At 66.7% G+C, this 24971-nt stretch carries 27 protein-coding genes; 10 read left to right on the top strand and 17 right to left on the bottom strand.

Annotated features, from left to right (window positions below; translation table 11 throughout):
- The first annotated feature begins 3 nt into the window (after positions 1 to 3).
- The 4 genes from G6N54_RS21340 to G6N54_RS21325 are packed head-to-tail and all read left to right on the top strand — an operon-like array spanning position 4 to position 3665.
- A complete protein-coding gene (locus G6N54_RS21340; RefSeq protein ID WP_163791797.1) occupies positions 4 to 732 on the top strand; it encodes a sensor domain-containing protein in 729 nt (242 codons plus the stop codon).
- A gap of 9 nt (positions 733 to 741) precedes the next feature.
- On the top strand, positions 742 to 1500 hold the full coding sequence (locus tag G6N54_RS21335) for a LamB/YcsF family protein (RefSeq protein ID WP_163791796.1): 759 nt from the start codon (positions 742 to 744) through the stop codon (positions 1498 to 1500).
- Positions 1500 to 2420 (top strand): MBL fold metallo-hydrolase, encoded by a 921-nt coding sequence (locus tag G6N54_RS21330; protein ID WP_163791795.1) that lies wholly within the window; start codon positions 1500 to 1502, stop codon positions 2418 to 2420. Before G6N54_RS21335 ends, G6N54_RS21330 begins: the two co-directional genes overlap by 1 nt.
- 3 nt (positions 2421 to 2423) lie before the next feature.
- A complete protein-coding gene (locus tag G6N54_RS21325; protein WP_163791794.1) occupies positions 2424 to 3665 on the top strand; it encodes an SLC13 family permease in 1242 nt (413 codons plus the stop codon).
- 39 nt (positions 3666 to 3704) lie between these two features.
- On the opposite strand, the gene G6N54_RS21320 is transcribed toward G6N54_RS21325, so the two are convergent.
- From G6N54_RS21320 to carD, 6 genes are read right to left on the bottom strand one after another with little or no spacing between them, the layout of a single operon-like run.
- A complete protein-coding gene (locus tag G6N54_RS21320) occupies positions 3705 to 4682 on the bottom strand; it encodes a glycerophosphodiester phosphodiesterase (RefSeq protein ID WP_163791793.1) in 978 nt (325 codons plus the stop codon).
- 5 nt (positions 4683 to 4687) lie between these two features.
- Positions 4688 to 5620, bottom strand: coding sequence for a 23S rRNA (guanosine(2251)-2'-O)-methyltransferase RlmB (rlmB, locus tag G6N54_RS21315; RefSeq protein ID WP_163791792.1), 933 nt, complete (start codon positions 5618 to 5620; stop codon positions 4688 to 4690).
- A gap of 11 nt (positions 5621 to 5631) precedes the next feature.
- Positions 5632 to 7041: a cysteine--tRNA ligase gene (cysS, locus tag G6N54_RS21310; protein WP_163791791.1), complete on the bottom strand. Its 1410-nt coding sequence runs from the start codon at positions 7039 to 7041 to the stop codon at positions 5632 to 5634.
- Positions 7042 to 7092: 51 nt separating this feature from the next.
- Positions 7093 to 7581 carry a 2-C-methyl-D-erythritol 2,4-cyclodiphosphate synthase gene (gene ispF / locus G6N54_RS21305; protein ID WP_163791790.1) on the bottom strand — a complete coding sequence of 163 codons (489 nt, stop codon included), beginning with the start codon at positions 7579 to 7581 and terminating at the stop codon, positions 7093 to 7095.
- On the bottom strand, positions 7578 to 8249 hold the full coding sequence (gene ispD, locus G6N54_RS21300; RefSeq protein ID WP_163791789.1) for a 2-C-methyl-D-erythritol 4-phosphate cytidylyltransferase: 672 nt from the start codon (positions 8247 to 8249) through the stop codon (positions 7578 to 7580). The genes ispF and ispD overlap by 4 nt, the downstream gene beginning before the upstream one ends.
- Positions 8250 to 8263: 14 nt before the next feature.
- The gene (gene carD, locus G6N54_RS21295) at positions 8264 to 8752 is read right to left on the bottom strand and encodes an RNA polymerase-binding transcription factor CarD (RefSeq protein ID WP_003419482.1); all 489 of its coding nucleotides are present in this window, start codon (positions 8750 to 8752) and stop codon (positions 8264 to 8266) included.
- A gap of 302 nt (positions 8753 to 9054) precedes the next feature.
- On the opposite strand from carD, the gene G6N54_RS21290 reads away from it, so the two are divergent.
- The 3 genes from G6N54_RS21290 to disA are packed head-to-tail and all read left to right on the top strand — an operon-like array spanning position 9055 to position 12171.
- The gene (locus G6N54_RS21290) at positions 9055 to 9609 is read left to right on the top strand and encodes a hypothetical protein (RefSeq protein WP_372513229.1); all 555 of its coding nucleotides are present in this window, start codon (positions 9055 to 9057) and stop codon (positions 9607 to 9609) included.
- A 51-nt stretch (positions 9610 to 9660) separates the two neighbouring features.
- Positions 9661 to 11091, top strand: coding sequence for a DNA repair protein RadA (gene radA, locus G6N54_RS21285; RefSeq protein WP_163791788.1), 1431 nt, complete (start codon positions 9661 to 9663; stop codon positions 11089 to 11091).
- Between the two features lie 6 nt (positions 11092 to 11097).
- Positions 11098 to 12171 (top strand): DNA integrity scanning diadenylate cyclase DisA, encoded by a 1074-nt coding sequence (gene disA / locus G6N54_RS21280; RefSeq protein ID WP_163791787.1) that lies wholly within the window; start codon positions 11098 to 11100, stop codon positions 12169 to 12171.
- A gap of 8 nt (positions 12172 to 12179) precedes the next feature.
- Here disA and G6N54_RS21275 read toward each other — a convergent pair whose 3' ends face one another.
- The gene (locus tag G6N54_RS21275) at positions 12180 to 12983 is read right to left on the bottom strand and encodes a hypothetical protein (protein WP_163794876.1); all 804 of its coding nucleotides are present in this window, start codon (positions 12981 to 12983) and stop codon (positions 12180 to 12182) included.
- A 105-nt stretch (positions 12984 to 13088) separates the two neighbouring features.
- Entirely contained in the window at positions 13089 to 13706 is a 618-nt protein-coding gene (locus tag G6N54_RS21270; protein ID WP_163791786.1) for a carbonic anhydrase, read from the bottom strand.
- A 30-nt stretch (positions 13707 to 13736) separates the two neighbouring features.
- Here G6N54_RS21270 and G6N54_RS21265 point away from each other — a divergent pair, with 30 nt between their 5' ends.
- The gene (locus G6N54_RS21265) at positions 13737 to 14621 is read left to right on the top strand and encodes an HhH-GPD family protein (RefSeq protein ID WP_163791785.1); all 885 of its coding nucleotides are present in this window, start codon (positions 13737 to 13739) and stop codon (positions 14619 to 14621) included.
- Here the strand turns inward: G6N54_RS21265 and G6N54_RS21260 are convergent.
- A complete protein-coding gene (locus G6N54_RS21260) occupies positions 14604 to 15359 on the bottom strand; it encodes an alpha/beta fold hydrolase (RefSeq protein ID WP_163791784.1) in 756 nt (251 codons plus the stop codon). The two genes, G6N54_RS21265 and G6N54_RS21260, sit on opposite strands and share 18 nt — an antisense overlap.
- 64 nt (positions 15360 to 15423) lie before the next feature.
- On the opposite strand from G6N54_RS21260, the gene mhuD reads away from it, so the two are divergent.
- Together mhuD and G6N54_RS21250 are read left to right on the top strand one after the other, a co-directional pair.
- Positions 15424 to 15744 carry a mycobilin-forming heme oxygenase MhuD gene (mhuD, locus tag G6N54_RS21255; protein ID WP_163791783.1) on the top strand — a complete coding sequence of 107 codons (321 nt, stop codon included), beginning with the start codon at positions 15424 to 15426 and terminating at the stop codon, positions 15742 to 15744.
- The gene (locus G6N54_RS21250; RefSeq protein ID WP_232072914.1) at positions 15719 to 17083 is read left to right on the top strand and encodes a class A beta-lactamase-related serine hydrolase; all 1365 of its coding nucleotides are present in this window, start codon (positions 15719 to 15721) and stop codon (positions 17081 to 17083) included. Before mhuD ends, G6N54_RS21250 begins: the two co-directional genes overlap by 26 nt.
- A 36-nt stretch (positions 17084 to 17119) precedes the next feature.
- Here G6N54_RS21250 and G6N54_RS21245 read toward each other — a convergent pair whose 3' ends face one another.
- The 8 genes from G6N54_RS21245 to G6N54_RS21210 form a co-directional block, all read right to left on the bottom strand.
- Entirely contained in the window at positions 17120 to 17671 is a 552-nt protein-coding gene (locus G6N54_RS21245; protein ID WP_163791781.1) for a histidine phosphatase family protein, read from the bottom strand.
- Complete coding sequence (locus tag G6N54_RS21240) at positions 17668 to 18471, bottom strand: CbtA family protein (RefSeq protein WP_163791780.1); 804 nt, start codon at positions 18469 to 18471, stop codon at positions 17668 to 17670. The genes G6N54_RS21245 and G6N54_RS21240 overlap by 4 nt, the downstream gene beginning before the upstream one ends.
- A 6-nt stretch (positions 18472 to 18477) precedes the next feature.
- Positions 18478 to 18687: a CbtB domain-containing protein gene (locus tag G6N54_RS21235; RefSeq protein WP_163791779.1), complete on the bottom strand. Its 210-nt coding sequence runs from the start codon at positions 18685 to 18687 to the stop codon at positions 18478 to 18480.
- Positions 18688 to 18852: 165 nt separating this feature from the next.
- Complete coding sequence (locus G6N54_RS21230; RefSeq protein ID WP_163791778.1) at positions 18853 to 19233, bottom strand: YbjQ family protein; 381 nt, start codon at positions 19231 to 19233, stop codon at positions 18853 to 18855.
- A 78-nt stretch (positions 19234 to 19311) separates the two neighbouring features.
- On the bottom strand, positions 19312 to 21846 hold the full coding sequence (gene clpC1, locus G6N54_RS21225; RefSeq protein ID WP_163791777.1) for an ATP-dependent protease ATP-binding subunit ClpC: 2535 nt from the start codon (positions 21844 to 21846) through the stop codon (positions 19312 to 19314).
- Positions 21847 to 22143: 297 nt separating this feature from the next.
- Positions 22144 to 22482, bottom strand: coding sequence for a histone-like nucleoid-structuring protein Lsr2 (lsr2, locus tag G6N54_RS21220; RefSeq protein ID WP_085223269.1), 339 nt, complete (start codon positions 22480 to 22482; stop codon positions 22144 to 22146).
- A 118-nt stretch (positions 22483 to 22600) separates the two neighbouring features.
- The gene (gene lysS / locus G6N54_RS21215) at positions 22601 to 24103 is read right to left on the bottom strand and encodes a lysine--tRNA ligase (RefSeq protein ID WP_163791776.1); all 1503 of its coding nucleotides are present in this window, start codon (positions 24101 to 24103) and stop codon (positions 22601 to 22603) included.
- A 51-nt stretch (positions 24104 to 24154) separates the two neighbouring features.
- A complete protein-coding gene (locus G6N54_RS21210) occupies positions 24155 to 24970 on the bottom strand; it encodes a type III pantothenate kinase (protein ID WP_163791775.1) in 816 nt (271 codons plus the stop codon).
- Position 24971 lies beyond the last annotated feature (1 nt).

The following is a 24971-nucleotide window of genomic DNA, read 5'->3' as shown; positions in this document are numbered from 1 at the left end:
CCGATGCACCGAGGACTTCGACGGCCGACGGCCTTATTCGCCGCTTGCGTGGTGGCCGTCGCGGGCTGCACCCGGGCGGTCGACGGGACCGCGCTGGCCGCCGAACCCGTGCTCCGCACCCCCGCCAGCTCGTCGCCGAGCCCGGCGCCGCGCGCGATGCCGACTACCGTCCTGGAAGGCCTGCTGCTCAGCCAGGACCAGGTCGTCGCCCTGGTCGGCGGGACGAACGTGGCATTGGTCGGCACCGCCAACAGCACCTCGGACTCGTCGAAGATCATCGACGATCGCACCTGCCTGGGCCTCGGGTCGGTGGGAGACGTGACGGTGTACGCCAACAGCGGGTATGTCGCGATCCGCGGCAACCAGTTCAGCACCCCCAACGCCGTGCAGGCCGACGTCACCCAACTCGTGACGTCGTTCATCACCGGAGGCGATGCCCAGGCGTTGCTGCAGCGTGCGCAGCAGGATTGGCAGCGATGTGCCCAACGGCGCTATGGATTTCACTCCTCGAACGGCAATCACAGCTACTTCTTCACACACGACTTGCGGGTCAGCGGCTCGCGCATGGAACTGTCGATGCGCCAGGAGGAAGACCCCCGGTGGGGCTGCTCGCACGCGATGGCCGTGCAGGATTCGGTCGTGGTCGAGGCCCGGGTCTGCCTGCTCAACAAGGACACCGATTCGGCGGCCAATAATCTCCTCGACCAAATCGTCGCCAAGGTTCCGCAATAAGCTGGGCGGGTGGCCGGTATCGACCTGAACGCCGACTTGGGTGAGGGCTTTGGCGTCTGGCGCCTGGGCAATGACGACGCCATGCTCGGAATCGTCACGAGCGCAAACGTCGCATGCGGTTTCCACGCGGGAGATCCCGCCGGCCTGCTGCGGGTGTGCCGGCTGGCTGCCGAGCGTGGCGTACGCATCGGAGCTCAGGTCGGCTATCGCGACCTGGCCGGCTTCGGCCGGCGCTTCATCGACATCGCCGCCGAGGATCTCGTCGCCGACGTCGTGTACCAGATCGGCGCGTTGCAGGCGATCGCGCACGCGGCCGGCTCGATGGTCTCCTACGTCAAACCCCATGGCGCGCTGTACAACACAATCGTGACCAATCACGACCAGGCCGCGGCCGTCGCATCGGCGGTCTATCTGGTGGACACCACGCTGCCGGTGCTGGGCATGGCGGGTTCGGCGTTCTTCGACGAGGCCGTGCGCGTCGGATTGCACACCGTCGCAGAGGCGTTCGCCGATCGTGCCTACCGGCCCGACGGCCAGCTGGTCTCCCGTAAGGAACCGGGCGCGGTGCTGGACGACCCGGCCGCGATCGCGCAGCGCGTGGCGGCCATGGTGTCGTCCGGACAGGTCACCGCGCTCGACGGCACCGAGATCTCGGTGAGTGTGGAATCGGTCTGCGTGCACGGCGATTCGCCCGGCGCGGTGCAGATCGCGACGGCGGTTCGCGACGAGCTCGAGGCTGCGAGGATCGACATCAGGCCGTTCTGCTGATGCGGTTCAAACTCGGTCACCCCGACATCGCGCGCTATTCGGATCGCTTCGACGCACCCGCCGCCGGAGCCGACGGCCTGTCGGCGACGTGGATGGGTGTGGCGACGCTGCTGATCGACGACGGCTCCTCGGCGCTGATGACCGACGGCTATTTCTCGCGACCCGGCCTGGCGCGGGTCGCGGCGGGCAAGCTGGCGCCGTCGGCGGTGCGCGTGGACGGTTGCCTGGCCCGCGCCAAGGTGTCGCGGCTGGCGGCCGTCATCCCGGTGCACACCCACATCGACCACGTCATGGATTCCGCACTCGTCGCCCACCGCACCGGCGCGCAGCTGGTCGGGGGCGAGTCGGCAGCCAACGTCGGGCGCGGACACGGCCTGCCGGAAGATCGCCTGACAGTCGCGGTGCCGGGCGAACCAATTCGGTTGGGCACCTTCGATGTAACGCTTGTTGAGTCGCATCATTGCCCGCCCGACCGGTTCCCAGGCGTGATCGACTCACCACTGGTGCCGCCGGTAAAGGCTTCGGCCTATCGCTGCGGCGAGTCGTGGTCGGCGCTGATCCACCACCTGCCCTCGGATCGGCGACTGCTGATTCAGGGCAGCGCCGGCTTCGTCAAGGGCACGCTGGCCGCCCACCGCGCCGATGCCGTCTATCTGTCGGTCGGCCAGCTGGGTTTGCAGCCGAGGTCCTACCTGATCGACTACTGGGCCGAGACCGTGCGAGCGGTGGGCGCGCGCCGGGTGATCCTGATCCACTGGGACGACTTCTTTCGCCCGCTATCAAAGCCGTTGCGGGCCTTGCCGTATGCGGGTGACGACCTGGACGTGTCCATCCGGGTGTTGGACGAGCTGGCCGCGCGCGACGGTGTCGCGCTGCATATGCCGACGGTGTGGCGGCGCGAAAACCCTTGGGCGGTCTAGGTCTTGGCTCTAACCGTTTCGCTGCTGCTGCTTGCCGTGGTCTTGGGGTTCGCCGTTGTGCGCCCGCGGGGCTGGCCGGAGGCGCTGGCAGCGGTGCCGGCCGCGCTCATAGTGGTTGCGATCGGCGCGATCTCGGTCCATCAGGCGGCCCAGCAGGTCTCCGGGCTGTCGGGGGTGGTCGCGTTCCTGGGCGCGGTGCTGGTGCTGGCCAAGCTGTGCGACGACGAGGGCCTGTTCGAGGCCGCGGGCGCGGCGATCGCACGAACACCACGCGGCTCGCACGGCCTGCTGCGCCACGTGTTCGTCATCGCCGCCGCCATCACCGCCGTGCTGAGCCTCGACGCGACCGTGGTGTTGCTGACGCCGGTGGTGCTGGCCGCCGTACGCCGGCTGCGAACTCCCCTGCGCCCCTATGCCTATGCCACGGCCCATCTCGCCAACGGCGCCTCGCTGCTGCTCCCCGTGTCCAACCTGACCAACCTGCTGGCGTTTCACGTCGCGAACGTCTCGTTCACCAAGTTCACCCTGATGATGGCGTTGCCGTGGCTGGCGACGGTCACCACGCTGTACCTGGTTTTCCGCGGCTTTTTCGCCCGGGATCTGCGCGCCGCCCCCAACCCCGAACAACTCGGGCCGGCGCCGCGGCCCCCGGTGTTCGTCTTGGTGGTCGTGGCTCTGACGCTGGCCGGGTTCGCGTTCTCCGAACCGTTGGGGATTGCCCCCGCATGGGTGGCGCTGGCCGGCTCCTCGGTGCTGGCGGTGCGCAGCCTGCGCCGCCGGCACACGACGGTGATGGAAATCCTGCGCTCGGCCCAGGTTTCGTTTCTGGTGTTCGTGCTGGCGCTGGGCGTGGTGGTGCAAGCAGTGACGCTGAACGGCATGGACCGGGTGATGTCCGCGGTGCTTCCGCACGGGTCGGGGCTGCCGGCGCTGCTTGCCGTCGCCGCGGTCGCCGCGCTGTTGGCCAACATCGTCAACAATCTGCCCGCGACGCTGGTGCTGTTACCGCTGGTCGCCCCCGCCGGACCGGTGGCGGTACTCGCTGTCCTGATCGGGGTCAACATCGGCCCCAACCTGACCTATGTCGGTTCGCTGTCAAACCTGTTGTGGCGGCGGGTGCTTCGCCAGCACAGCGTCGAAGCGGGCGTGGGTGAGTACACCCGCCTGGGGCTGTGCACCGTTCCGCCGGCCCTGACGATCGCGGTCGTCGCGCTGTGGGGGTCGGCGCGGCTGCTGGGCTTCTAATCGCGCCGAAGTTGTCAGCTTGGCCCGGCGCGTGGCCGTCTAACCGCGGTGATAGGCCGGCGGCAACGGCATGCCGAGGTCGGCCATCACGCCACGCAGCACGGTGGGATAGTCGGTGATGATACCGTCTACGCCGTAGCCGATTTGCTCGCGCATCGCCCGGGTGTCGTCGACGGTCCACGGAATAACCTTGAGCCCCAACGTATGTGCGTGATCGACAAACGGCCTGCCGGTGACGAGCTGGTATCGGGGGGAGACGATGTTCGCCCCCACCATCAGCGCGCCGATCGTCGCGTCGCCGACGACCGCGGCGTTGACGCCGGCCAGCCACGGCGAATCCGGCACCCAGGTCTCCTCGTTGTACAAGGCCACCAACGGAATCGACGGCTCGGCCTGGTGCACCATCGGCAGGGTACGCCAGTCGAAGCTCTGAATCTCGACGGAAGCGACCTTGCCCGCCGACCTGACGGCGGCCAGGATCACGTCGACGAACTGCTGGGGTTCGGCCGATCTGCCCGGCTGGTCGGCGTCCACCTTGGTTTCGATGTTGTAGCGCACCGCGGCGTGATGCGAGTCAGCGAGCGCGAAGACCTCCGGCAGGGTCGCTAACTTGTTGCCCCGCACCACTTCCGCCCGGGGAAACTCGTCCAGTAGGCGTCCGCAATCCAGGGTATGGATCTGCGCCAGGGTGAGCTCGTGCACCAGCTTTCCAACGTAAGGGTATTGCGGGTCGCCGGCGAACGCGGGTCCGGTGTCGACGCATTTCTGCGCGTCGATCATAGGGTCGTGCCACACTAGCGGCTGTGCGTCCTTGGTGATCACGATGTCGAGTTCGAGTGTGCTGACCCCGAGTTCGAGTGATTTGGCGAAGGCGCGCAGCGATTCCTCGGTGGTTTCACCCCGCCCGCCGCGATGGGCCTGAAGATCGAAGCCGGGTGCTTGCGCGCCGGACACCGGCGTTATCAGCAACGCGACGGCGGCCAGCACGGCGCCCAGGCGGACGAGCCGGCCGGGCAATTCGGTTAACTCCTGCGCTGACGCGCGATTTCAGCGAGTACCACCCCGGCCGCCACCGAGGCGTTCAGCGATTCGGCATGACCGGCCATCGGGATCGACACCACCTGCTCACAGTTCTGCCGCACCAACCGCGATAGGCCCTTGCCTTCGGATCCGACGACGACCACGATGGGGTCGGTGCCGTCCAGGTCGTCGACGGCGGTGTCGCCATCGGCGTCCAGCCCGACCACCCGCACCCCGCGGTCGGCCCAATTCTTCAGTGTCCTGGTGAGATTGGTCGCCCTTGCCACGGGGATGCGGGCCGCCGCGCCCGCGCTGGTGCGCCAGGCGACCGCCGTCACCGAGGCCGAACGGCGTTGCGGTATCAGGACGCCATGACCGCCGAAGGCCGCGACCGAGCGAACGATCGCACCGAGGTTGCGGGGATCGGAGATATTGTCCAGCGCGACCAGCAGCGCGGGCGGCGAGTGCAATGTGGTGGCCAGGAGGTCGTCGGGGTGGGCGTAGTTGTACGGGGGCACCTGCAGCGCGATGCCCTGGTGTAGATGGTTGGCGGTCATCTTGTCCAGGTCGGTCCGAGGCACTTCGAGGATCGCGATCCCTAAATCGGCTGCCCGAGCCACGGATTCGGTCACGCGCTCATCGGCTTCGGTGCCCAGCGCGACGTACAGCGCGGTCGCGGGAACCCCGGCGCGCAGGCATTCCACCACCGGATTGCGACCGAGCACCGTTTCGGTTTCGTCGGTGCGCTTGGCCGGCCGGCGTGGTTGCGTCTGGACGGCGCGCTTGGCAGCGGGATGGTTGGGGCGCATGTGCGCGGGCGGCGTGGGGCCGCGGCCCTCCAGCCCCCGTCGCCGCTGGCCACCCGAGCCTACCGTCGGGGCTTTCTTGCTGCCGGCCTTCCGTATCGCCCCCTGGCGCCGCGAGTTGCCGGCCATCTACTTGGCCGTCACTTCTCTGGACCGCCCTGCAGTTCCCACTGCGGCCCGTCGGCGGTGTCGGTGACCTCAATACCGGCCTGTTTCAACCTGTCCCGGATCTGGTCTGCGAGAGCCCAATTGCGCTCCTCGCGGGCCCGCTTGCGACTTTCCAGCTCGGACTGGACCAGCACGTCGACGGCCGCCAGCGCCGCGGACGTCTCGTCGCGCGATTCCCAGCGTTCGTCGAGCGGGTCGCAGCCCAGGATCCCCATCATCGCGCGGATCGCGCCGGCGTTCTGCAGGGCGCCTTCGTGGTCGCCGGCGTCGAGCGCCCGGTTGCCTTCGGCGCGGGCGTGGTGGATCTCGGACAACGCGATCGGGACCGCGAGGTCGTCGTCGAGCGCGGCGGCGAATCGCTGCGTCCATTCACCGGGGACGACGCCGCCGACCCGGACCCGCACGCGATGCAGGAATTCCTCAACTCCCACATAGGCTTTCACCGCATCTTCCAGCGCGGTGCCGGAGAATTCGAGCATCGAGCGATAGTGGGCGCTGCCCAGGTAGTAACGCAGTTCCGGCGGGCGCACCCGCTGCAGCATCGCCGGGATCGACAAGACGTTGCCCAGCGACTTGCTCATCTTCTCGCCGCCCATGGTCACCCAGCCGTTGTGCAGCCAGTAGCGGGCGAAGCGATCTCCGGCCGCACGACTCTGGGCGATCTCGTTCTCATGATGCGGGAACACTAAATCCATTCCACCGCAATGGATATCGAATTCCGTACCCAGATAGGTTCGGGCCATTGCCGAGCATTCCAGGTGCCAGCCCGGGCGTCCGCGGCCCCACGGCGAGGGCCACGAAGGCTCGCCGGGCTTTTCGCCCTTCCAGAGCGTGAAGTCGCGCTGGTCGCGCTTGCCGGTCCCCGCGCCTTCGCCCTGGTGGACGTCGTCGATCTTGTGCCCGGACAGCTGCCCGTACTCGGGATAACTGAGCACGTCGAAGTAGACGTCCCCGCCGGCGGCATACGCGTGACCACTTTCGATCAGGCGGTCCATTAACTCGACCATCTGGGTGATGTGCCCGGTCGCGCGTGGCTCCGCCGACGGCGGCAAGACGTCCAGGGCGTCGTAGGCGGCGGTGAACGCGCGCTCGTAGGTGGCCGCCCACTCCCACCATGGCCGACAGGCCGCGGCGGCCTTGGCCAGGATCTTGTCCTCGATATCGGTCACGTTGCGGATGAATGCGACGTCGTAACCACGCGCCATCAGCCAGCGGCGCAGGATGTCGAAAGCCACGCCGCTGCGGACGTGCCCGATGTGCGGCAGGCCCTGAACGGTGGCGCCGCACAGGTAGATGGAGACGTGCCCCTCGCGTAGCGGAACGAAATCTCGCACAGCGCCGGCTGCGGTGTCATGCAGCCGCATGAGGGGGCGATCGGTCACGACGTGCCAGCTTACCTGCTACTTCGGATCGGCCGACCGCAGCTCGCGGGGCTATCCGTGCACGATAACGAGGGCTGTCGCGATCGCGGCCAAACCCTCACCTCGCCCAGTCAGGCCCAGCCCGTCGGTGGTGGTCGCCGAGACCGATACCGGGGCTCCGACCAGGTCCGACAGCACCTGCTGCGCCTCGGCGCGGCGCGGGCCGACCTTCGGCCGGTTACCGATCACTTGCACGGCGGCGTTTCCGACCCGAAAGCCGTGCTCCGAGAGCAACTCCAGGACGTGGCGCAGCATGTCGGCCCCACTGACGCCCACCCACCGCGGATCGTCGACGCCGAACACGGCGCCGATGTCGCCGAGCCCGGCCGCCGACAACAGCGCGTCACACAACGCGTGCGCGGCTACGTCGCCGTCGGAGTGGCCGGCGCAGCCGTCGGCGTCGGGAAACAACAGACCCAGCAACCAGCACGGCCGCCCGGGTTCGATCGGATGTACGTCGGTACCCAGCCCGACCCTTGGCACCCGCAGCGACTCGGTCACCGGCGCACAATCGCCTGGGCCAGCAGCAGATCCAACTGGGTGGTGATCTTGAAGGCCGATGGATCGCCGTCGACCACCTGAACCTGGCCGCCGACGTGCTCGACCAGGGAGGCGTCGTCGGTAACAACGGCGCCGGCCGCGCGCTGATACGCACGCAATAACAGGTCGGCGGCGAACCCCTGCGGGGTCTGTACCGCCCGCAACCCGGCCCGTTCCGGCGTGCCCAGCACCACGCCGTTGGCATCCACGGCCTTGATGGTGTCATGCAGCGGCAACGCGGGCACCACGGCGCCGTGCCCGTCGCGCAACGCGCCGACCACCCGCACGATCAGCTCCGGCGGCGTCAACGCGCGGGCGGCGTCGTGCACCAGCACGAAATGCGGTTCTCCGGGCAGGGCGTACAAGGCCAGACGCACCGATTCGGTGCGCCCGGCACCCCCGGCCACGACGGTTGCCCGGTGGTCTAGGACTTGCTTGGCTTGGTCGATACGATCGGCGGGTACCGCCGCCACGACATGATCAACGACTCCCGAATTCAACAGACCCGCGACGGCCCATTCCAGCAGCGTGCGCCCATCGAGTTCACAAAATGCTTTGGGGACACCGGCACGCAGCCGCTCCCCCAACCCGGCGGCCGGGACCACTGCGACAACTGTGCCCCCGACCACTGAGCTCAGGGCCTTCAGGAAGCTGCGGCCAGAACCTCGTCGAGGATGGTTTCCGCTTTGGCGTCGTCGGTGCTCTCGGCGAGCGCCAATTCACCGACCAGAATCTGGCGGGCCTTGGCCAGCATGCGCTTTTCGCCCGCGGACAGGCCGCGTTCCTGATCGCGACGCCAAAGGTCGCGGACAACTTCGGCAACCTTGTTGACGTCACCGGAAGCAAGCTTTTCGAGGTTGGCCTTGTAGCGGCGCGACCAGTTGGTGGGCTCTTCCGTGTGGGGAGCGCGCAGCACCTGGAAAACCTTGTCAAGGCCCTCTTGTCCGACGACGTCGCGGACGCCGACATACTCGGCGTTCTCGGCGGGAACTCGAACGGTCAGGTCACCCTGCGCAACTTTCAAGACGAGATACTCTTTTTGCTCCCCTTTGATGGTGCGGGTTTCGATCGCCTCGACTAACGCAGCACCGTGGTGTGGATAAACAACGGTGTCGCCGACCTTGAAGATCATCAGATTCGAGCCCCTTTCGTTACTTCAGTCTAACACGGCTGCCCAACACACGCGAAGCAACAGCGCAGGTCAGGGGCACAACGCGCGCTGAATAGGGGTTGACAGACGGACGAAGACGTGCAATGGAACACGTTATCAACGCCTGCTCGCGCCCACGACGGTGCCCCGCCAGCGTCGCTGCGGTGCTGGTCTTGCTACCTGCGCTACCACTTAAACCTCGTTCCTACTACTGTGCATAGTTGCACGCGTCATCCGTGCCGCGACTTGCTCTGAATAGCCAGACCGAGCCCAGGAGGCATCGAGTGAACCGCTTCAAGACCAGCCTCGCGGTCGACCTTCGCGCCCGAATCGTCCTCGTCGGCCTGGCCGCCCTGCTCGCTGCCGTGCTCACCGGCTGCGGAGCCGGGCAGATCTCGCAGATGGCCACCCAGGAGCCTGCCGTCAATGGCAACAAGGTGACGTTCAACAACGTGGCGCTGCGCGATGTCCGCATCCAGGCGGTGCAGACCGGCGACTACCTGCACCCGGGCAAGAACGTCGACCTGGTGCTGGTGGCCGTGAATCAGTCCCCGGACGTCGAGGACCGGCTGCTCGGCATCACCAGTGACATCGGCACCGTGACGGTGACCGGCGACTCGCGCCTGCCCGCCAGCGGCATGCTGTTCATCGGTACGCCGGAAGGCCAGAAGGTGGCGCCGGGCCCACTCAACCCCAACAGCGCGGCCAAGGCAACCGTCAGCCTGGCCAAGCCGATCTCCAACGGCCTCGCCTACAACTTCACCTTCACCTTCGAGAAGGCCGGCCAGGGCAGCGTGGAGGTGCCGATTTCGGCCGGGATGGCTCCGTCGGAGGGCTAACCGCCCGTGTCATGGCGGGGGCTTGTCGCCCCTGCCGGATACCGTCATGACGTGGCAAATGCGCGCTCGCAATACCGTTGCTCGGAGTGCCATCACGTCACCGCCAAATGGGTGGGCCGCTGCGGAGAATGCGGCACCTGGGGCACCGTCGACGAGGTGGCCGTGCTCAGAACGGTCGGCGGCCGTCGTTCGGTAGGCGGGGCGTCTCGTGCCGTCCCGATCAGCTCCATCGAACCGAACGCCAGCCAGCACCGGGCGACGGGCATCGACGAGCTCGACCGCGTACTCGGCGGCGGCGTGGTGCCGGGCTCGGTGACGCTGCTGGCCGGTGATCCCGGCGTCGGGAAGTCGACGTTGCTGCTCAAGGTCGCCCACCTGTGGGCGCAGTCCGGGCGGCGCGCGCTCTACATCTCCGGCGAAGAGTCCGCGGGCCAGATCCGGCTGCGCGCGGACCGCATCGACTGCGGCTCGGACGAGCTCTACCTGGCCGCCGAATCCGACGTGCACACCGTGCTCGAACACATCGCGACGGTCAATCCCGCGTTGGTGATCGTCGACTCGGTGCAAACGATGTCCACCACCGAGTCCGACGGTGTCGCCGGCGGGGTGACGCAGGTACGCGCGGTGACGGCCGCGCTGACGGCCGCGGCCAAGGCCAACGGCGTGGCGCTGATCCTGGTCGGCCACGTCACCAAGGACGGCGCGATTGCCGGACCGCGCTCGCTGGAACACCTCGTCGACGTCGTGCTGCATTTCGAGGGCGACCGCAACGGGTCGCTGCGGATGGTTCGCGGCATCAAGAACCGCTTCGGCGGGGCCGACGAAGTCGGGTGCTTCATGTTGCACGACAACGGAATCGAAGGGGTTTCCGACCCGTCCAACCTGTTCTTGGATCAGCGGCCGGCCCCGGTGCCCGGCACCGCGATCACGGTCGCACTGGACGGCAAACGGCCGCTGATCGGCGAAGTGCAGGCGCTGCTGGCCACGCCGAACGCCGGCTCACCGCGCCGCGCCGTCAGCGGGATCGACCACTCTCGCGCGGCGATGATCACGGCCGTGCTGGAGAAGCACGCCAAGCTGCCGCTGGCCTCAAACGACATCTACCTGTCCACCGTGGGCGGCATGCGGTTGACGGATCCGTCCTCGGACCTGGCCGTCGGCATCGCGCTGGCTTCGGCGCTGGCCGATCTGCCGCTGCCCACTACCGCGGTGATGATCGGCGAGGTCGGTCTGGCCGGCGATCTGCGCCGAGTGAGCGGCATGGACCGGCGGCTGGCCGAAGCCGCGCGGCAGGGGTTCAGCGTCGCCCTGATCCCGACCGGGTGCAAGGCCGTTCCACCCGGCATGCGGGCGCTGGTTGCACCCAACATCGGCGCGGCTCTCGAGCACATGATCGACATCGCCGACCACCGCCGTGGTCGGCCCGTTCGCCTCGAACGGCTGCACATTGCTACGCGGAACGGCGTTGGCGTAGCAGAATGACACGCTGTGACGCGTCCGACGCTGCGTGAAACCATCGCCCGCCTGGCACCTGGCACCGGGCTCCGGGACGGCCTGGAGCGCATTCTGCGCGGCCGTACCGGTGCGCTGATCGTGCTCGGCAACGACGAGAACGTCGAGGCCATCTGTGACGGCGGCTTCGCCCTCGACGTGCGGTACGCCCCGACCCGGCTGCGCGAACTGGCCAAGATGGACGGCGCCGTCGTGCTCTCCACCGACGCCAGCCGCATCGTGCGGGCCAACGTCCAGTTGGTTCCCGATCCGTCGATTCCCACCGACGAGTCGGGCACCCGGCACCGCTCGGCCGAACGCGCCGCGATCCAGACCGGCCATCCGGTGATCTCGGTCAGCCATTCGATGAACATCGTCACCGTCTACGTCGGCGGGGAGCGCCACGTGCTGGCCGATTCCGCGACCATCCTGTCGCGAGCGAACCAGGCCATCGCGACGCTGGAGCGCTACAAGACCCGCCTCGACGAGGTCAGCAGGCTGCTCTCCCGGGCTGAGATCGAGGACTTCGTCACGCTGCGCGACGTGATGACCGTGGTGCAGCGGCTCGAGCTGGTACGGCGAATCGGGCTGGTGATCGACTACGACGTCGTCGAGCTGGGCACCGACGGTCGTCAGCTGCGACTACAGCTCGAGGAGCTGCTGGGCGGCAACGACATCGCCCGGGAACTGATCGTGCGCGACTACCACGCCAGCCCCGAGCCGCTCTCCGATGTGCAGATGACCGCGACCCTCGACGAGCTCGACGCTCTTTCGGATACTGAGCTGCTCGAAATCACGGTTCTGGCAAAGGTTTTCGGGTATCCGACGACGACGGAGGCTCAGGATTCGGCGCTGAGCCCGCGTGGCTACCGCGCGATGGCCGATATCCCGCGGCTGCAGTTCGCCCACGTGGATCTGCTGGTGCGCAGCTTCGGAACGCTGCAGGGTCTCCTGGCCGCCAGCGCCAACGACCTGCAATCGGTCGACGGCATCGGCGTGATGTGGGCCCGCCATGTGCGGGAAGGGCTCTCGCAACTAGCGGAGTCGACGATCGCCGACCCGCTCAACTAACCGACGAGCTACCCCGCGGGCGAGGGACCGGGAGCGCCCGGCGGTGCTTCCGGCTGCGGTACCGCCGGCTGACCCGGCACTGGACCCGGCGGGGGCGGCGGCTGGCTCAGGATGAACGGAACCGCAAGCGAGCGCAGGTTGCCCAGCTGTACGACGAGGTTGTAGGTGCCCGGTCCGATGGCCGGCCGCGGCAGCGGGCAGTGCGGCGAGGAACCCATCCCGGTCCACGTCACCGCCGTCGTCACCTGTTCGCCGGGCGTGAAGGTCTTCACCAGCGTCTCGTTGGACGGCGCGCAGTCGAGGTTGGACCACAGCCGCTTGTTGTCCAGCGAGTAGACGTAGGCGGCCAGCACGGCGGCGCCGACGTCGCGCTTGCAGGCCACCAGCCCGATGTTGGTGACGACCATGGTGAACTTCGGCTGGTCACCGATGAAGTACTGGGGAGCGTTGGTCAGCCCCTTGACGGCCAGCGTCGAATCGGGGCAGTCGTCGCCCTCCTTGAGCACCGGCGGCGGCTGAACCGCTGCGGTCGGCGTCGGGGCCTCAGGGTTCTGACCTTGCGGAGCCGGCACCGGAGTGACGCCTTCCGGCCCCGGTGCGGCCGGCGCTTGCGGCGGGAGTGCCGCCGGCGTGCTTTGGCCCGGTCCGGGCTTGTTGACGCTGGCGGGTTTGGCGCCCGCACTGTTGCCCGTAAGGGCGATGACAACGGCGACAGCGATGCCGATCACGACGACCGCGATCCCCAGGGCCAGCCCCCTGCGCCGCCAATAGATCTCCGTGGGTAGCGGGCCACGCGGTTCCAGATCCAGCACGGTCACACCATAATCCCAGGTCACACCGATTTGTTCGACCCGGCTCGGCGTGTCGCGATGTTAGCTGGCCTTCGAACGTGTTAGTCGCGCGAGAGGAAAACGGCCTTACTCGCCGATGTCGCCGATGTGGTCGACCAACGCCGCGCGCCCGTCGGCGAGGTGATAGGTGACCCCGGCAAGTGCCAGCGTCCCCGCCGCTACCCGCTCGGCAATCGCCGCGGAACGCGACGTGAGCTGCGCCAACGTCTCGCTTACGTGCCGCGCCTCGAACTCGTCGACCCGGCTGAGCCCGTCGCGGCGGCCGATCAGGATCGACGGCGCGACGCGCTCGACCACGTCGCGCACGAAGCCCGCCGGTATCGCACCGTCGTCGACCGCGCCGATGGCGGCCTTGACGGCCCCGCAGCTGTCATGACCTAGGACGACGATCAGCGGAACGTCGAGGACCGCCACCCCGAATTCGATGGATCCGAGCACGGCCGAGTCGATCACCTGCCCGGCGGTGCGGACCACGAACATGTCGCCCAAACCCTGGTCGAAGATGAGTTCCGCGGCGACCCGGCTATCGGAACAACCGAACACAACCGCCGTGGGTTTTTGACCCGCGGCCAGGCTGGCGCGGTGTTCGACGCTCTGGCTCGGGTGCGCAGGCTGGCCGGCGACGAATCGCTCGTTACCCTCTTTGAGTGCTTTCCATGCGGATTGCGGATTGGTGTTGGGCATGGCACACATTCTGGCGTGCCGCGGGCGCCGATGACTAGTCCAGAGCAAATCCCGGCGGGTGAACTTCTGGCATGGTACGAGTGCTCGCGCCGCAACCTGCCCTGGCGGGAACCGGGTGTGGACGCGTGGCAGATTCTGGTCAGCGAATTCATGCTGCAGCAGACGCCGGTGGCTCGGGTGCTGCCGATCTGGACGGAATGGGTGCGACGCTGGCCCACCCCGTCGGCCACCGCCGCGGCCAGCGCGGCCGACGTGCTGCGGGCATGGGGCAAGCTGGGTTACCCGAGACGGGCCAAGCGATTGCACGAGTGCGCCATCGTCATTGCGCGCGATCATGGCGACGTCGTACCCGATGACGTCGAAACCCTGTTGGAATTGCCGGGTATCGGCACCTACACCGCACGAGCCGTGGCGTGTTTCGCCTACCGCAAGCGGGTGCCGGTGGTGGACACCAATGTGCGACGGGTGGTGGCTCGCGCCGTACACGGCCTGGCCGACGCGGGTCCACCGTCGGCGACGCGTGACCTTGCCGACGTGTCGGCGCTGCTGCCGAAAGACGATACGGCGCCCCAATTTTCGGTGGCTCTGATGGAACTGGGCGCCACAGTGTGCATCGCACGAACGCCCCGCTGCGGGTTGTGCCCGCTCGAACACTGCGCGTGGCGGCAGGCCGGCTTTCCGCCTGCCGAGGGACCGGCCCGACGCGTACAGACGTACGCCGGGACGGATCGCCAGGTGCGGGGGCTGTTATTGGATGTCTTGCGCGCCAAGGATTCTCCGGTCACCCGGGCAGAGCTGGATGTGGCGTGGCTGACCGATACCGCGCAGCGGGACCGGGCGCTGTATTCGCTGCTGACCGACGGCCTGGTAACACAGACGCGGGACGGGCTATTCGGGCTAGCCGGCGAGGAATAGCTCGACGGCCTGACGGTAGACCTGCGGCGCCTCGTCGTGTATCAGGTGACCGGCTTCGGGGACCGCCAGATATGTTGCACCCGAATACTTTCCAGCCATGTCGCGCATCTGGCCCGGCGGAGTGACGGAGTTGCCGGCTTCGAGCAACAGCGCCGGCGCCTGGACCGCCAGCCATTGCTCCCAGTAGTCTCGGGTGCCCCACTGCGCGGCGATCTCGATCCATCGCGAGGTCTGGCCGTGTAACCGCCAACCGGTCTCGGTGCGGTCGAAGGCCTCCAGGAAGTACTGACCGGCGATGGGCCCGAATTCGTCGAAAACCTGCTGTGCAGTGTCGAATTCGACCGGAAGCGCGTGCAGCCACGGCTCCCATGGACCGGTGGTGCGGCCGCGGAAGTCCGGCGCCATGTCCTCGAGCACCAGCGACGAAACCAGTTCGGGATGCTGGGCGGCCAGACACCAGGAGTGCAGGGCCCCCATCGAATGCCCCACCAGCCGGGCCGGCGTCCCCAATGTGGTTACCGCGTCGGCGAGATCGGCCACGAAGCGTTCGGTGCTGATCGGGTGTGGGTCCTCGACGTCGCGGCCCCGGTGCCACGGCGCGTCGTAGGTGTAGACGGTGCCCAACCTCCGCAGCCACGGCAGCTGGCGCGTCCAGGTGGTGCCGCGGCCCATCAGGCCGTGCACCAACACCAACGGCTCTCCTAGCCCGCCCTGGCAAGTCAACAGATCGGTGGGCATAGCACCATCTTGCGTGTCCCGCCCAGCAGCAGAACAAGGCAGGGGGCGGAGTAGCCTAGCGAACATGCCGCCAGTGGTGAAGATCAACGCAATTGAAGTACCCGCCGACGCTGGCCCTGAGCTGGAAAAGCGGTTCGCCCACCGCGCGCATGCGGTGGACAACCAGCCCGGCTTCCTGGGCTTTCAGCTGCTGCGCCCGGTGAAGGGTGAGAACCGCTACTTCGTCGTGACACACTGGGAGTCCGATGAAGCGTTCCAGGCGTGGGCAAGTGGGCCCGCCGTCGAAGCTCATGCCGGTCAGCGAGCCAACCCGGTGGCGACCGGCGCGTCGCTGCTGGAATTCGAGGTTGTCCTGGACGTTGCGGGGAGCAAGCCGACTGAATAGGCGATACCCCACGCGACAGCGCGTGCTGGCCGTAACCGCGGCCGCCGCACTGGTCGCGAGCCTGGCCCCGGCTTGTTCGTCGTCGCCGGCACCGCAGGCGAATGCGGCCAACCCGGGGCGGGCGATCGACACGCGTACGCCTCCCGGGCTGCGGGCGCAGCAGACCGTGGACATGCTCAACTCCGACTGGCCGATCGGCCCGATCGGAGTGGCCACGCTTGCCGCGCCGAACGAGGTGGACTCGGTCGAGAAGACCATGGAAGAACTCTGGTGGGATCGCCCGTTCACCCTGGACGGCGTGGACATCAGCGCCAGTGTCGCCACGCTGCACCTCACCTCGTCCTACGGCGCGCGACAAGACATCCGGATACACACCGACGACCTCGGCCGGGTCGACCGATTCGAACTCGACACGATGGCGCCGACGATCACCTCGTGGCATGACATCGACGCGACGCTGAGCAAGACCGGTGCGCGGTACTCTTATCAGGTCGCCAAGGTCGATGAGGGCCACTGCGACCCGGTGATGGGCACCAACACCAGCGAATCCTTGCCGCTGGCATCGATTTTCAAGTTGTACGTGTTGCACGCCCTGGCGGGAGCGGTCAAGAACCATACGGTGTCCTGGGACGACCAGCTGACGGTCACCGACAAGAGCAAGGCAGTAGGGTCTTCGGGCCTGGGACTCGCTGTCGGCGACCATGTTTCGGTGCGGAATGCCGCCGCCAAGATGATCGCCAATAGCGACAACATGGCCACCGACCTGTTGATCGAAAGAATGGGCACGCACGCCATCGAATCCGCACTCGCCACCGCCGGCCATCACGATCCGGCCAGCATGACTCCGTTCCCCACGATGTACGAGCTGTTCTCGATCGGCTGGGGTGATCCGGACCTGCGCAGCCAGTGGCAGCACGCAACCCCGCAGGTGCGCGCCCAGCTGCTGGCGCAGGCGAATTCCGCTCCCTACCAACCAGATCCGCAACGCGCCCACAGCCCGGCCTCGGCTTTCGGGGCGGAGTGGTATGGCAGCGCCGAGGACATCTGCCGGGTGCACGCGGCTCTGCAGGCCGACGCGGTCGGCGAGGCCGCACCCGTCAAGCAGATACTGTCGGCCGTGTCGGGCATCCAGCTGGACCGTAACGTTTGGCCGTACGTCGGCGCGAAAGCCGGTGGGCTGCCAGGCGATCTGACCTTCAGCTGGTACGCCGTCGACAAGACGCAGCAACCATGGGTGGTCAGCTTTCAGCTGAACTGGCCCCGCGACCACGGGCCCAAGGTGACGGGGTGGATGCTGGGAGTGGCCAAGAAGACTTTTGGGCTCGTCGCGCCGCAGTAGTCACGGCAGCCGCAGCAGTCACGGCAGCCGCAATAGTCACGGCAGCCGCAGCGTCCAGCAGTCGTTGCGGTGGTGCAGCGTCGTCAGGGCGACCGGCGCAATGTCGATGCGCCAGAATGACTTCGGTGGGATGTCGAGGGCCAGCAGAATCGCCGCCCGGATGACGGCCGGGTTCGTCACCGCCACGGTTCGCGACGACCCGTCGATCAATGTCTCCAGCCACGCGGACACCCGCTCGACCAGGTCGAGGATGGACTCGCCGCCGTGCGGCGCCGCGGCCGGATCGGTCAGCCACACCTCGACTTCGGCCGCGGGCACGTCCGCCAGTGCCTGCCCGCGCCAACGCCCGCAGTCCAGGTCGGCCAGCCGCGGCTCGGTGGTGGCATCCAGACCCAGCAGCCGCGCGGTTTGACGGGCGCGCTGCTCGGGTCCGACAAGGTGCCCCGCGTCGCGAATATCAAGGCCCGCAGCGCCTTCAGCCTGTCGACGGCCCGCGTCGTTGAGCGGCTCGTCGGCCGGAAAGCGTACGGCTACCATCGCATCGGTCATCGCGTGCGACACCAGGGTGAGCCGGACGACCTGCGTCACGCCGCGATGCTCGATACCCGTCCGCTCTCGGCGCGCTCGCCCAGCAACCGGCCGGCCAGGGTCGCGAAGACCAGGCCGATGGTCACCCAGAGCAACAGCTGCGTGCCCAGCGACAGCACCCGGAATTCGTAGAGGACATCGGCGGGAAAGCCGGGATAGATGATCGCGCCCGAGGCGTCGCGCAGCGGTTCGGGCGTCTCGTCCACCGTCGGCAGCATCATCATCACCACCGCGACGGCCACCAGATAGGCCCCGGCGGCGAGCAGCCGCGAATTCCATGCGCCGAACCGGTCGGTGAGCCGTCGGCCCAGCCATACCGCCGCGATCGCCAGCGCCACCGACGCCAGCACCATCGCCAAATACCAACCGGTGCGCATACCGATCGTGTCGGACTGGCCGACGGCCGGTGGGTTCGGCGGGTATTTCACGAACGGAACCAGGTACACTGCCACGAAGGCTCCGGACGCCAGTAACAGCGAAAGCTGTCGTGGCGCAGGGTTTTCTGCACGCCCGGCCGCGCGCGCATACACGACGCAGAACAGCACCGCGAACAGGGCGCCCATCGCGAGGCCGAAGATCAGCACACCAAAACCCAGTCCGGGGTTGGCCTGCACTCCGCGGGTGAACAGCTCAACGCCGTGCTCGTGCACACCGTGCGCATTCTCGGCGTCGGTTCGACCGTCCTCAAATTCGATCGCGCGGGCAATGACGGGTTCGGCACACAGGCGGGCGAAGACGAATGCCAGCACGGCGCCGATTGCGCCCGCCAGCAACCCGCGTCCGATTAGACGCTTCTCCACGCCGGATCAGTGGCAGGGGAAGCCGAGGAGGTGACGCGCGTCGTGCACGAATTCGTGTACATGCGTGTCGGTGCCGAACACCGACACGGCGCCCTGATCGATGCCGACGAAGTAGATCGCCAACAAAGACAGGAAAGCGGTTGCTGCCAACCAGAGCGCGGCGCTTGCGGCCGACAAATCAATCGCGCGAGCGCCGGTCGTCTCGGTACTGGACATTGTTTGTCTCCTTCTGGGAATGACGCGTCCCACCTCGGGTGACGGGTTCCGGGTCTGACTTTCTACAGTGGCGCGACCGTTCTGGAATTTCACCAGATTCCATTGCCCATCGAAAAAACTGTTAACGATCGTCAGTCTAAACGGACGCGGCGACGGCACAAACAATTACTGCTGCGCGGGGCCGCCACCGTAGCCGAGCTGGCTGGCCGTGTACTTCGCCCCATCCGTGACCGGCACCGCCTCCACCGCCGTGCCGTAGGCGCAGATCTCCGTCCAGACGTCGCCGATTTCGGTGGTGTCGAATCGCATCGCGACGATCGCGTTGCCGCCGCGGTTGCGCGCCTCGGAGATCAGCCGGCCCATCGCCTCGTTGCGGCTCTCGGCCAGATTCTTGGTCATGCCGGCCAGCTCCCCGCCGAACATCGCCTTGAAGCCGGCGCCCATCTGGGCGAACGCATTTCGCGATCGAACGGTCAGTCCGAACACTTCGCCGCAGACGCGCCGAATTTCCCAGCCCGGAAGGTCATTGGTGGTGACGATCAGCACAGGCAAGCCCCTTAGCCCTCAGCACAGCAAAACGGGTGGTTAGTCCGGTCAGAGACTAACCACCCGTTTGCTGTAGTGCTACTGGTTGTCGGGTGCGGCGTGCGCTCCGGCTTTCTGCAGCTCCGGCTCGGCCGGCGGCTTGCGCGTTCCGGTGAACGTGAAGACCGCGTCCTCGCCGGTGCCTTCGCCGTCCCAGTTGTCCACGTCGACGGTGACAACCTGTCCAGGCCCGACCTCGTCGAAGAGGATCTTCTCCGAGAGCTGGTCCTCGATCTCGCGCTGGATGGTGCGCCGCAGCGGGCGAGCACCCAGCACCGGGTCGAAGCCGCGCTTGGCGAGCAGCGACTTGGCCTTGTCGGTCAGCTCCAGAGCCATGTCCTTGCTCTTGAGCTGGGTGGCGACCCGGCCGATCATCAGGTCGACCATCTGGATGATCTCGTCGCGAGTCAGCTGGTGGAAGACGATGATGTCGTCGATGCGGTTCAGGAACTCCGGGCGGAAGTGCTTCTTCAGCTCGTCGTTGACCTTCTGCTTCATCCGCTCGTAGTCGTTCTCACCGCCGCCCTGGGTGAAGCCCAGGCCGATCGGCTTGCTGATGTCCGACGTTCCGAGGTTCGAGGTGAAGATCAGCACGGTGTTCTTGAAGTCGACCGTGCGACCCTGCCCGTCGGTGAGCCGACCATCCTCGAGAACCTGCAACAGGCTGTTGTAGATCTCCTGGTGTGCCTTCTCGATCTCGTCGAACAGCACCACGGAGAACGGCTTGCGGCGCACCTTCTCGGTGAGCTGACCGCCCTCTTCGTAGCCCACGTATCCCGGTGGGGCGCCGAACAACCGAGACGCGGTGAACCGGTCGTGGAACTCGCCCATGTCGATCTGGATAAGCGCGTCGTCGTCGCCGAACAGGAAGTTGGCCAGCGCCTTGGACAGCTCGGTCTTACCGACACCGGACGGGCCGGCGAAGATGAACGAGCCGGACGGGCGCTTGGGGTCCTTCAACCCCGCGCGGGTGCGACGGATCGCCTTGGAGACGGCCTTGACCGCGTCCACCTGGCCGATGATCCGCTTGTGCAGCTCGTCCTCCATGCGCAGCAACCGAGTGGTCTCCGCTTCGGTGAGCTTGAACACCGGGATGCCGGTCCAGTTACCCAGCACCTCGGCGATCTGCTCGTCGTCGACCTCGGCGACCACGTCGAGATCGCCTGAGCGCCACTGCTTTTCACGCTCGGTCCGCTGGGCTACCAGCTGCTTTTCCCGGTCCCGCAGGCTTGCGGCCTTCTCGAAGTCCTGCGCGTCGATCGCCGATTCCTTCTCCCGGCGCGCGTCGGCGATCTTCTCGTCGAACTCCCGCAGGTCTGGCGGCGCGGTCATCCGGCGGATGCGCATACGGGCGCCCGCCTCGTCGATCAGGTCGATCGCCTTGTCCGGCAGGAACCGGTCGTTGATGTAGCGGTCGGCCAGGGTAGCGGCGGCGACCATCGCAGAATCGGTGATCGAAACCCGGTGGTGCGCCTCGTACCGGTCGCGCAGGCCCTTGAGGATCTCGATGGTGTGCTCCACCGTCGGCTCTCCCACCTGCACCGGCTGGAAGCGGCGCTCCAGCGCGGCGTCCTTCTCGATGTACTTGCGGTACTCGTCGAGCGTCGTGGCGCCGATGGTCTGCAGCTCACCGCGGGCCAGCTTCGGCTTCAGGATGCTGGCGGCGTCGATCGCGCCCTCGGCGGCACCCGCCCCGACCAGGGTGTGCAGCTCATCGATGAACAGGATGATGTCGCCGCGGGTGTTGATCTCCTTGAGCACCTTCTTCAGGCGCTCTTCGAAGTCACCGCGATAGCGGCTGCCCGCGACCAGCGATCCGAGGTCGAGCGTGTAGAGCTGCTTGTCCTTTAGCGTCTCGGGCACCTCGCCGTGCACGATCGCCTGCGCCAGGCCCTCGACCACGGCGGTCTTGCCGACGCCGGGCTCGCCGATCAGCACCGGGTTGTTCTTGGTGCGCCGGCTCAGCACCTGCATCACCCGCTCGATTTCCTTCTCGCGGCCGATGACGGGGTCCAGCTTGCCTTCCATCGCGGCGGCCGTCAGGTTGCGCCCGAACTGGTCGAGCACCAACGACGTCGACGGGCTGCCGGACTCGCCGCCGCGGCCGCCGGTCCCGGCCTCCGCGGCTTCCTTGCCCTGGTAGCCGCTCAGCAGCTGAATCACCTGCTGGCGCACACGGGTCAGCTCGGCGCCGAGCTTGACCAGCACCTGCGCGGCCACGCCCTCGCCCTCACGAATCAGACCCAGCAGAATGTGCTCGGTGCCGATGTAGTTGTGGCCGAGCTGCAGCGCCTCGCGCAGGCTCAGCTCGAGAACCTTCTTGGCACGCGGGGTGAACGGGATGTGCCCGGACGGAGCCTGCTGGCCCTGGCCGATGATCTCCTCGACCTGGCTGCGGACGCCCTCGAGCGAGATCCCGAGCGACTCCAGCGACTTCGCCGCGACGCCTTCACCTTCGTGAATCAGACCCAGCAGGATGTGCTCGGTGCCGATGTAGTTGTGGTTGAGCATCCGGGCCTCTTCTTGGGCCAGGACGACCACCCTGCGGGCACGGTCGGTAAATCTTTCGAACATGGGTGGTTACCTGCTCTCCCTCACCATCGGTACTTCATCGTTGTCGGCACACGGGCCGACACTGCGTACCTGGTGTCCACTGTAATGGTCGGCCCCTCCGGGTTCTAACCTTGCGGTGCCTTGCCGTTCGGGCCTGGTCGGCTCCGTCTGGAAAATCCCCTGTGACGACAGAGCCATAGCTGAAGAAACGAGATAAACCATCAAATCGTTTCCGCCGAGCGCCGATGATCGTTTCGCCGCCAGCGAAAACGCAAACCGGCGCCCAGGCCTTGCGACCGGGCGCCGGTTAACGCTTTGTTAAGTGGCTGCGTGGAATGCGTCGATCACGTCTGCCGGGATGCGACCGCGCGTTGACACATTGTGACCGTTTCGGCGGGCCCATTCGCGGATCGCGGCGCTCTGCTCGCGGTCGATTGCCCCTCGGCCGCGCCCCGTTCCGGAACGCCCGCGACGACGACCCCCGACACGGCGGCCGGCCGCCACCCACTGCTTCAGATCACCGCGGAGTTTCGCGGCATTCTTCGTTGAAAGATCAATCTCATAGGTCACCCCGTCAAGCCCGAATTCGACGGTTTCGTCGGCGGCGCCCGCACCGTCGAAATCATCAACCAAGGTGACGGTGACTTTTTTCGCCATTAGCTTACCCTCGCGTTCTTCCTGAGCAGTTGCTGAGCAGTTTGGACCCACTCCCCGGTCACTAATCTGCCATATGTGCGCAGCATGCTCAATCTGAGGAACGCGGAGTGTTCGGTTTTCAGCTGGAGTGCGGTCGAACAATCGGGAACAAAACTGTCTCTCTAATTGACAGGCCGGTCAAAGTCATCAACAACCGGTCGATACCCATTCCCGTTCCGGTGGTTGGCGGCATCCCATACTCGAGTGCGGCGAGAAAATCTTCGTCGAGCAACATAGCCTCGTCGTCGTCGCCGGCCGCCGCGGCACGCGCTTGTTCGGCAAATCGTTCGCGCTGGACGACCGGATCGTTTAATTCGGAGTACCCGGTGGCCAACTCGACTCCGCGCACATAGAGATCCCACTTCTCTGTCACACCCGGGATGCTGCGATGCTGGCGAGTCAAAGGTGTTGTCTCGACAGGGAAATCCTTGACAAACGTGGGCGCGGTCAGTGAATTGCCCACCATGTGCTCCCACAGTTCCTCGACGAGCTTGCCATGCCCATAGCCGCGGTTGTCGGGTATCTCGACGCCGCGGGTGTCGGCGATGGCGCGTAGCCGATCGACCGTGGTCTGCGGTGTGATCTCTTCACCGACTGCCTCGGACAAGGACGGATACATTTGTATAGACGCCCATTCTCCGTCTATGTCGTAGACACTGCCATCTGGCAACGACAGTTGTCTGGTTCCGATCGCCTCGTCGGCCACCTCTTGAATAAGCTCTCGTGTGACGACTGCCGAATCGTCATACGTTCCGTAGGTCTGGTAGGTCTCCAACATCGAAAATTCCGGAGAATGTGTCGAATCAGAACCTTCGTTTCTGAACACTCGATTTAGCTCGAAGACCTTGTCGAATCCACCGACGATGCATCGCTTCAGGAACAGTTCCGGTGCGATCCTCAGGTAGAGATCGATGTCAAGCGCATTGGAATGTGTGATGAACGGTCGGGCCGCCGCGCCGCCGGCCAACGTCTGCAAGATTGGCGTTTCGACTTCGAGAAACCCACGCCGTTCCAACGCGTTGCGTATGGCGCGAACAACGGCGATTCGCTGCCGGGCCACCTCGCGCGCTTGGGGCCGGACGATCAGGTCGACATAACGCTGCCGCACCCGTGATTCTTCGCTCATGTCCTTATTTGCGACGGGCAGCGGCCGCAGTGACTTGGATGCGATGCGCCAGGAGTCGGCTAGGACGGACAATTCGCCGCGGCGTGAGCTGATCACGTTCCCATACACATAGACGATGTCGCCGAGGTCGACATCGGCTTTCCACGCGTCCAGCGAATGCTGGCCGACCTTGTCCAGGCTGATCATTACCTGCAGCGTGGTCCCGTCACCGTCTTGCAGCGTCGCAAAACACAATTTGCCGGAATTGCGCGCGAATATGACCCTGCCCGCCACACCGACGATGTCGTCGGTCGCGGTGTCGACGGCTAGGTCGGGGTGGGCGTCACGGACCTGCGCCAGCGTGTGGGTGCGTTCGATGGCCACCGGGTAGGGGTCCAGCCCCTCGGCCAACAACCGAGCACGCTTATCCCGGCGGATCCGGAACTGCTCGGGAAGGTCTTGATCGGGGGCACTCACGACGTGCCAGCTTAAAGGACTTCGCGTGGGCTCCGCCGCAGGCGTCCACGCTCAGCGCGCGGTCTTAAGCCGGCCGCGCTGCGCGTCACGGTTGCGCTCGAAGACCAGCCGCAGCCCCTGCAGCGTCAGGTGCTGGTCGTAGTGCGCAGCAGTGTGCAGCTCGGACAGCAGTAGCGGCGCGGTGTGGCCGGTCGCGACGACCACCACGTCGTCGCCGGAGAAGCCGTCCACGTCCTCGCGGACGCGCCCCACCAGGCCGTCGACCAATCCGGCGAAGCCGAACACCGCGCCGGCCTGCATGCACTCGACGGTGTTCTTGCCGACCACCGACCGGGGCCGGGACAGCTCGACTCGGCGCAGCGCGGCCGAGCGGGCCGCGGCAGCATCCGAGGAGACCTGAACCCCGGGTGCGATGGCGCCACCGAGGAACTCACCCTTGGCCGACACCACGTCCACGCAGATCGACGATCCGAAGTCGACGACGATGCAGGCCTTGCCGAATTTGTTGAAAGCCGCCAGGCAGTTGACGATGCGGTCGGCGCCGACTTCCTTCGGATTGTCGACCAGCAGCGGGATTCCGGTCCGCACGCCGGGCTCGATCAGCACGTGCGGTACCGACGGCCAGTACTGGTCGAGCATGACCCGCACCTCGTGCAGCACCGACGGGACGGTGGACAGCGCCGCGGCTCCGGTGAGTTGCTCGGAGTCGTCACCGATCAGGCCGTCAATGGTCAGCGCCAGCTCGTCCGCGGTGACCTCGGACTCGGTGCGGATCCGCCACTGCTGCACCACTTTTGCTTGATCTTTGGCGCCGGATAGCAGCCCGACGACGGTGTGCGTGTTGCGGACGTCAATCGCCAGCAGCACG

Origin of the sequence: Mycobacterium stomatepiae, from assembly GCF_010731715.1 — a bacterium.
Taxonomy (GTDB): Bacteria; Actinomycetota; Actinomycetes; order Mycobacteriales; family Mycobacteriaceae; genus Mycobacterium; species Mycobacterium stomatepiae.
Note: the sequence above shows the minus strand (reverse complement) of the source record. Positions and strands in the feature narration are given on the sequence as shown.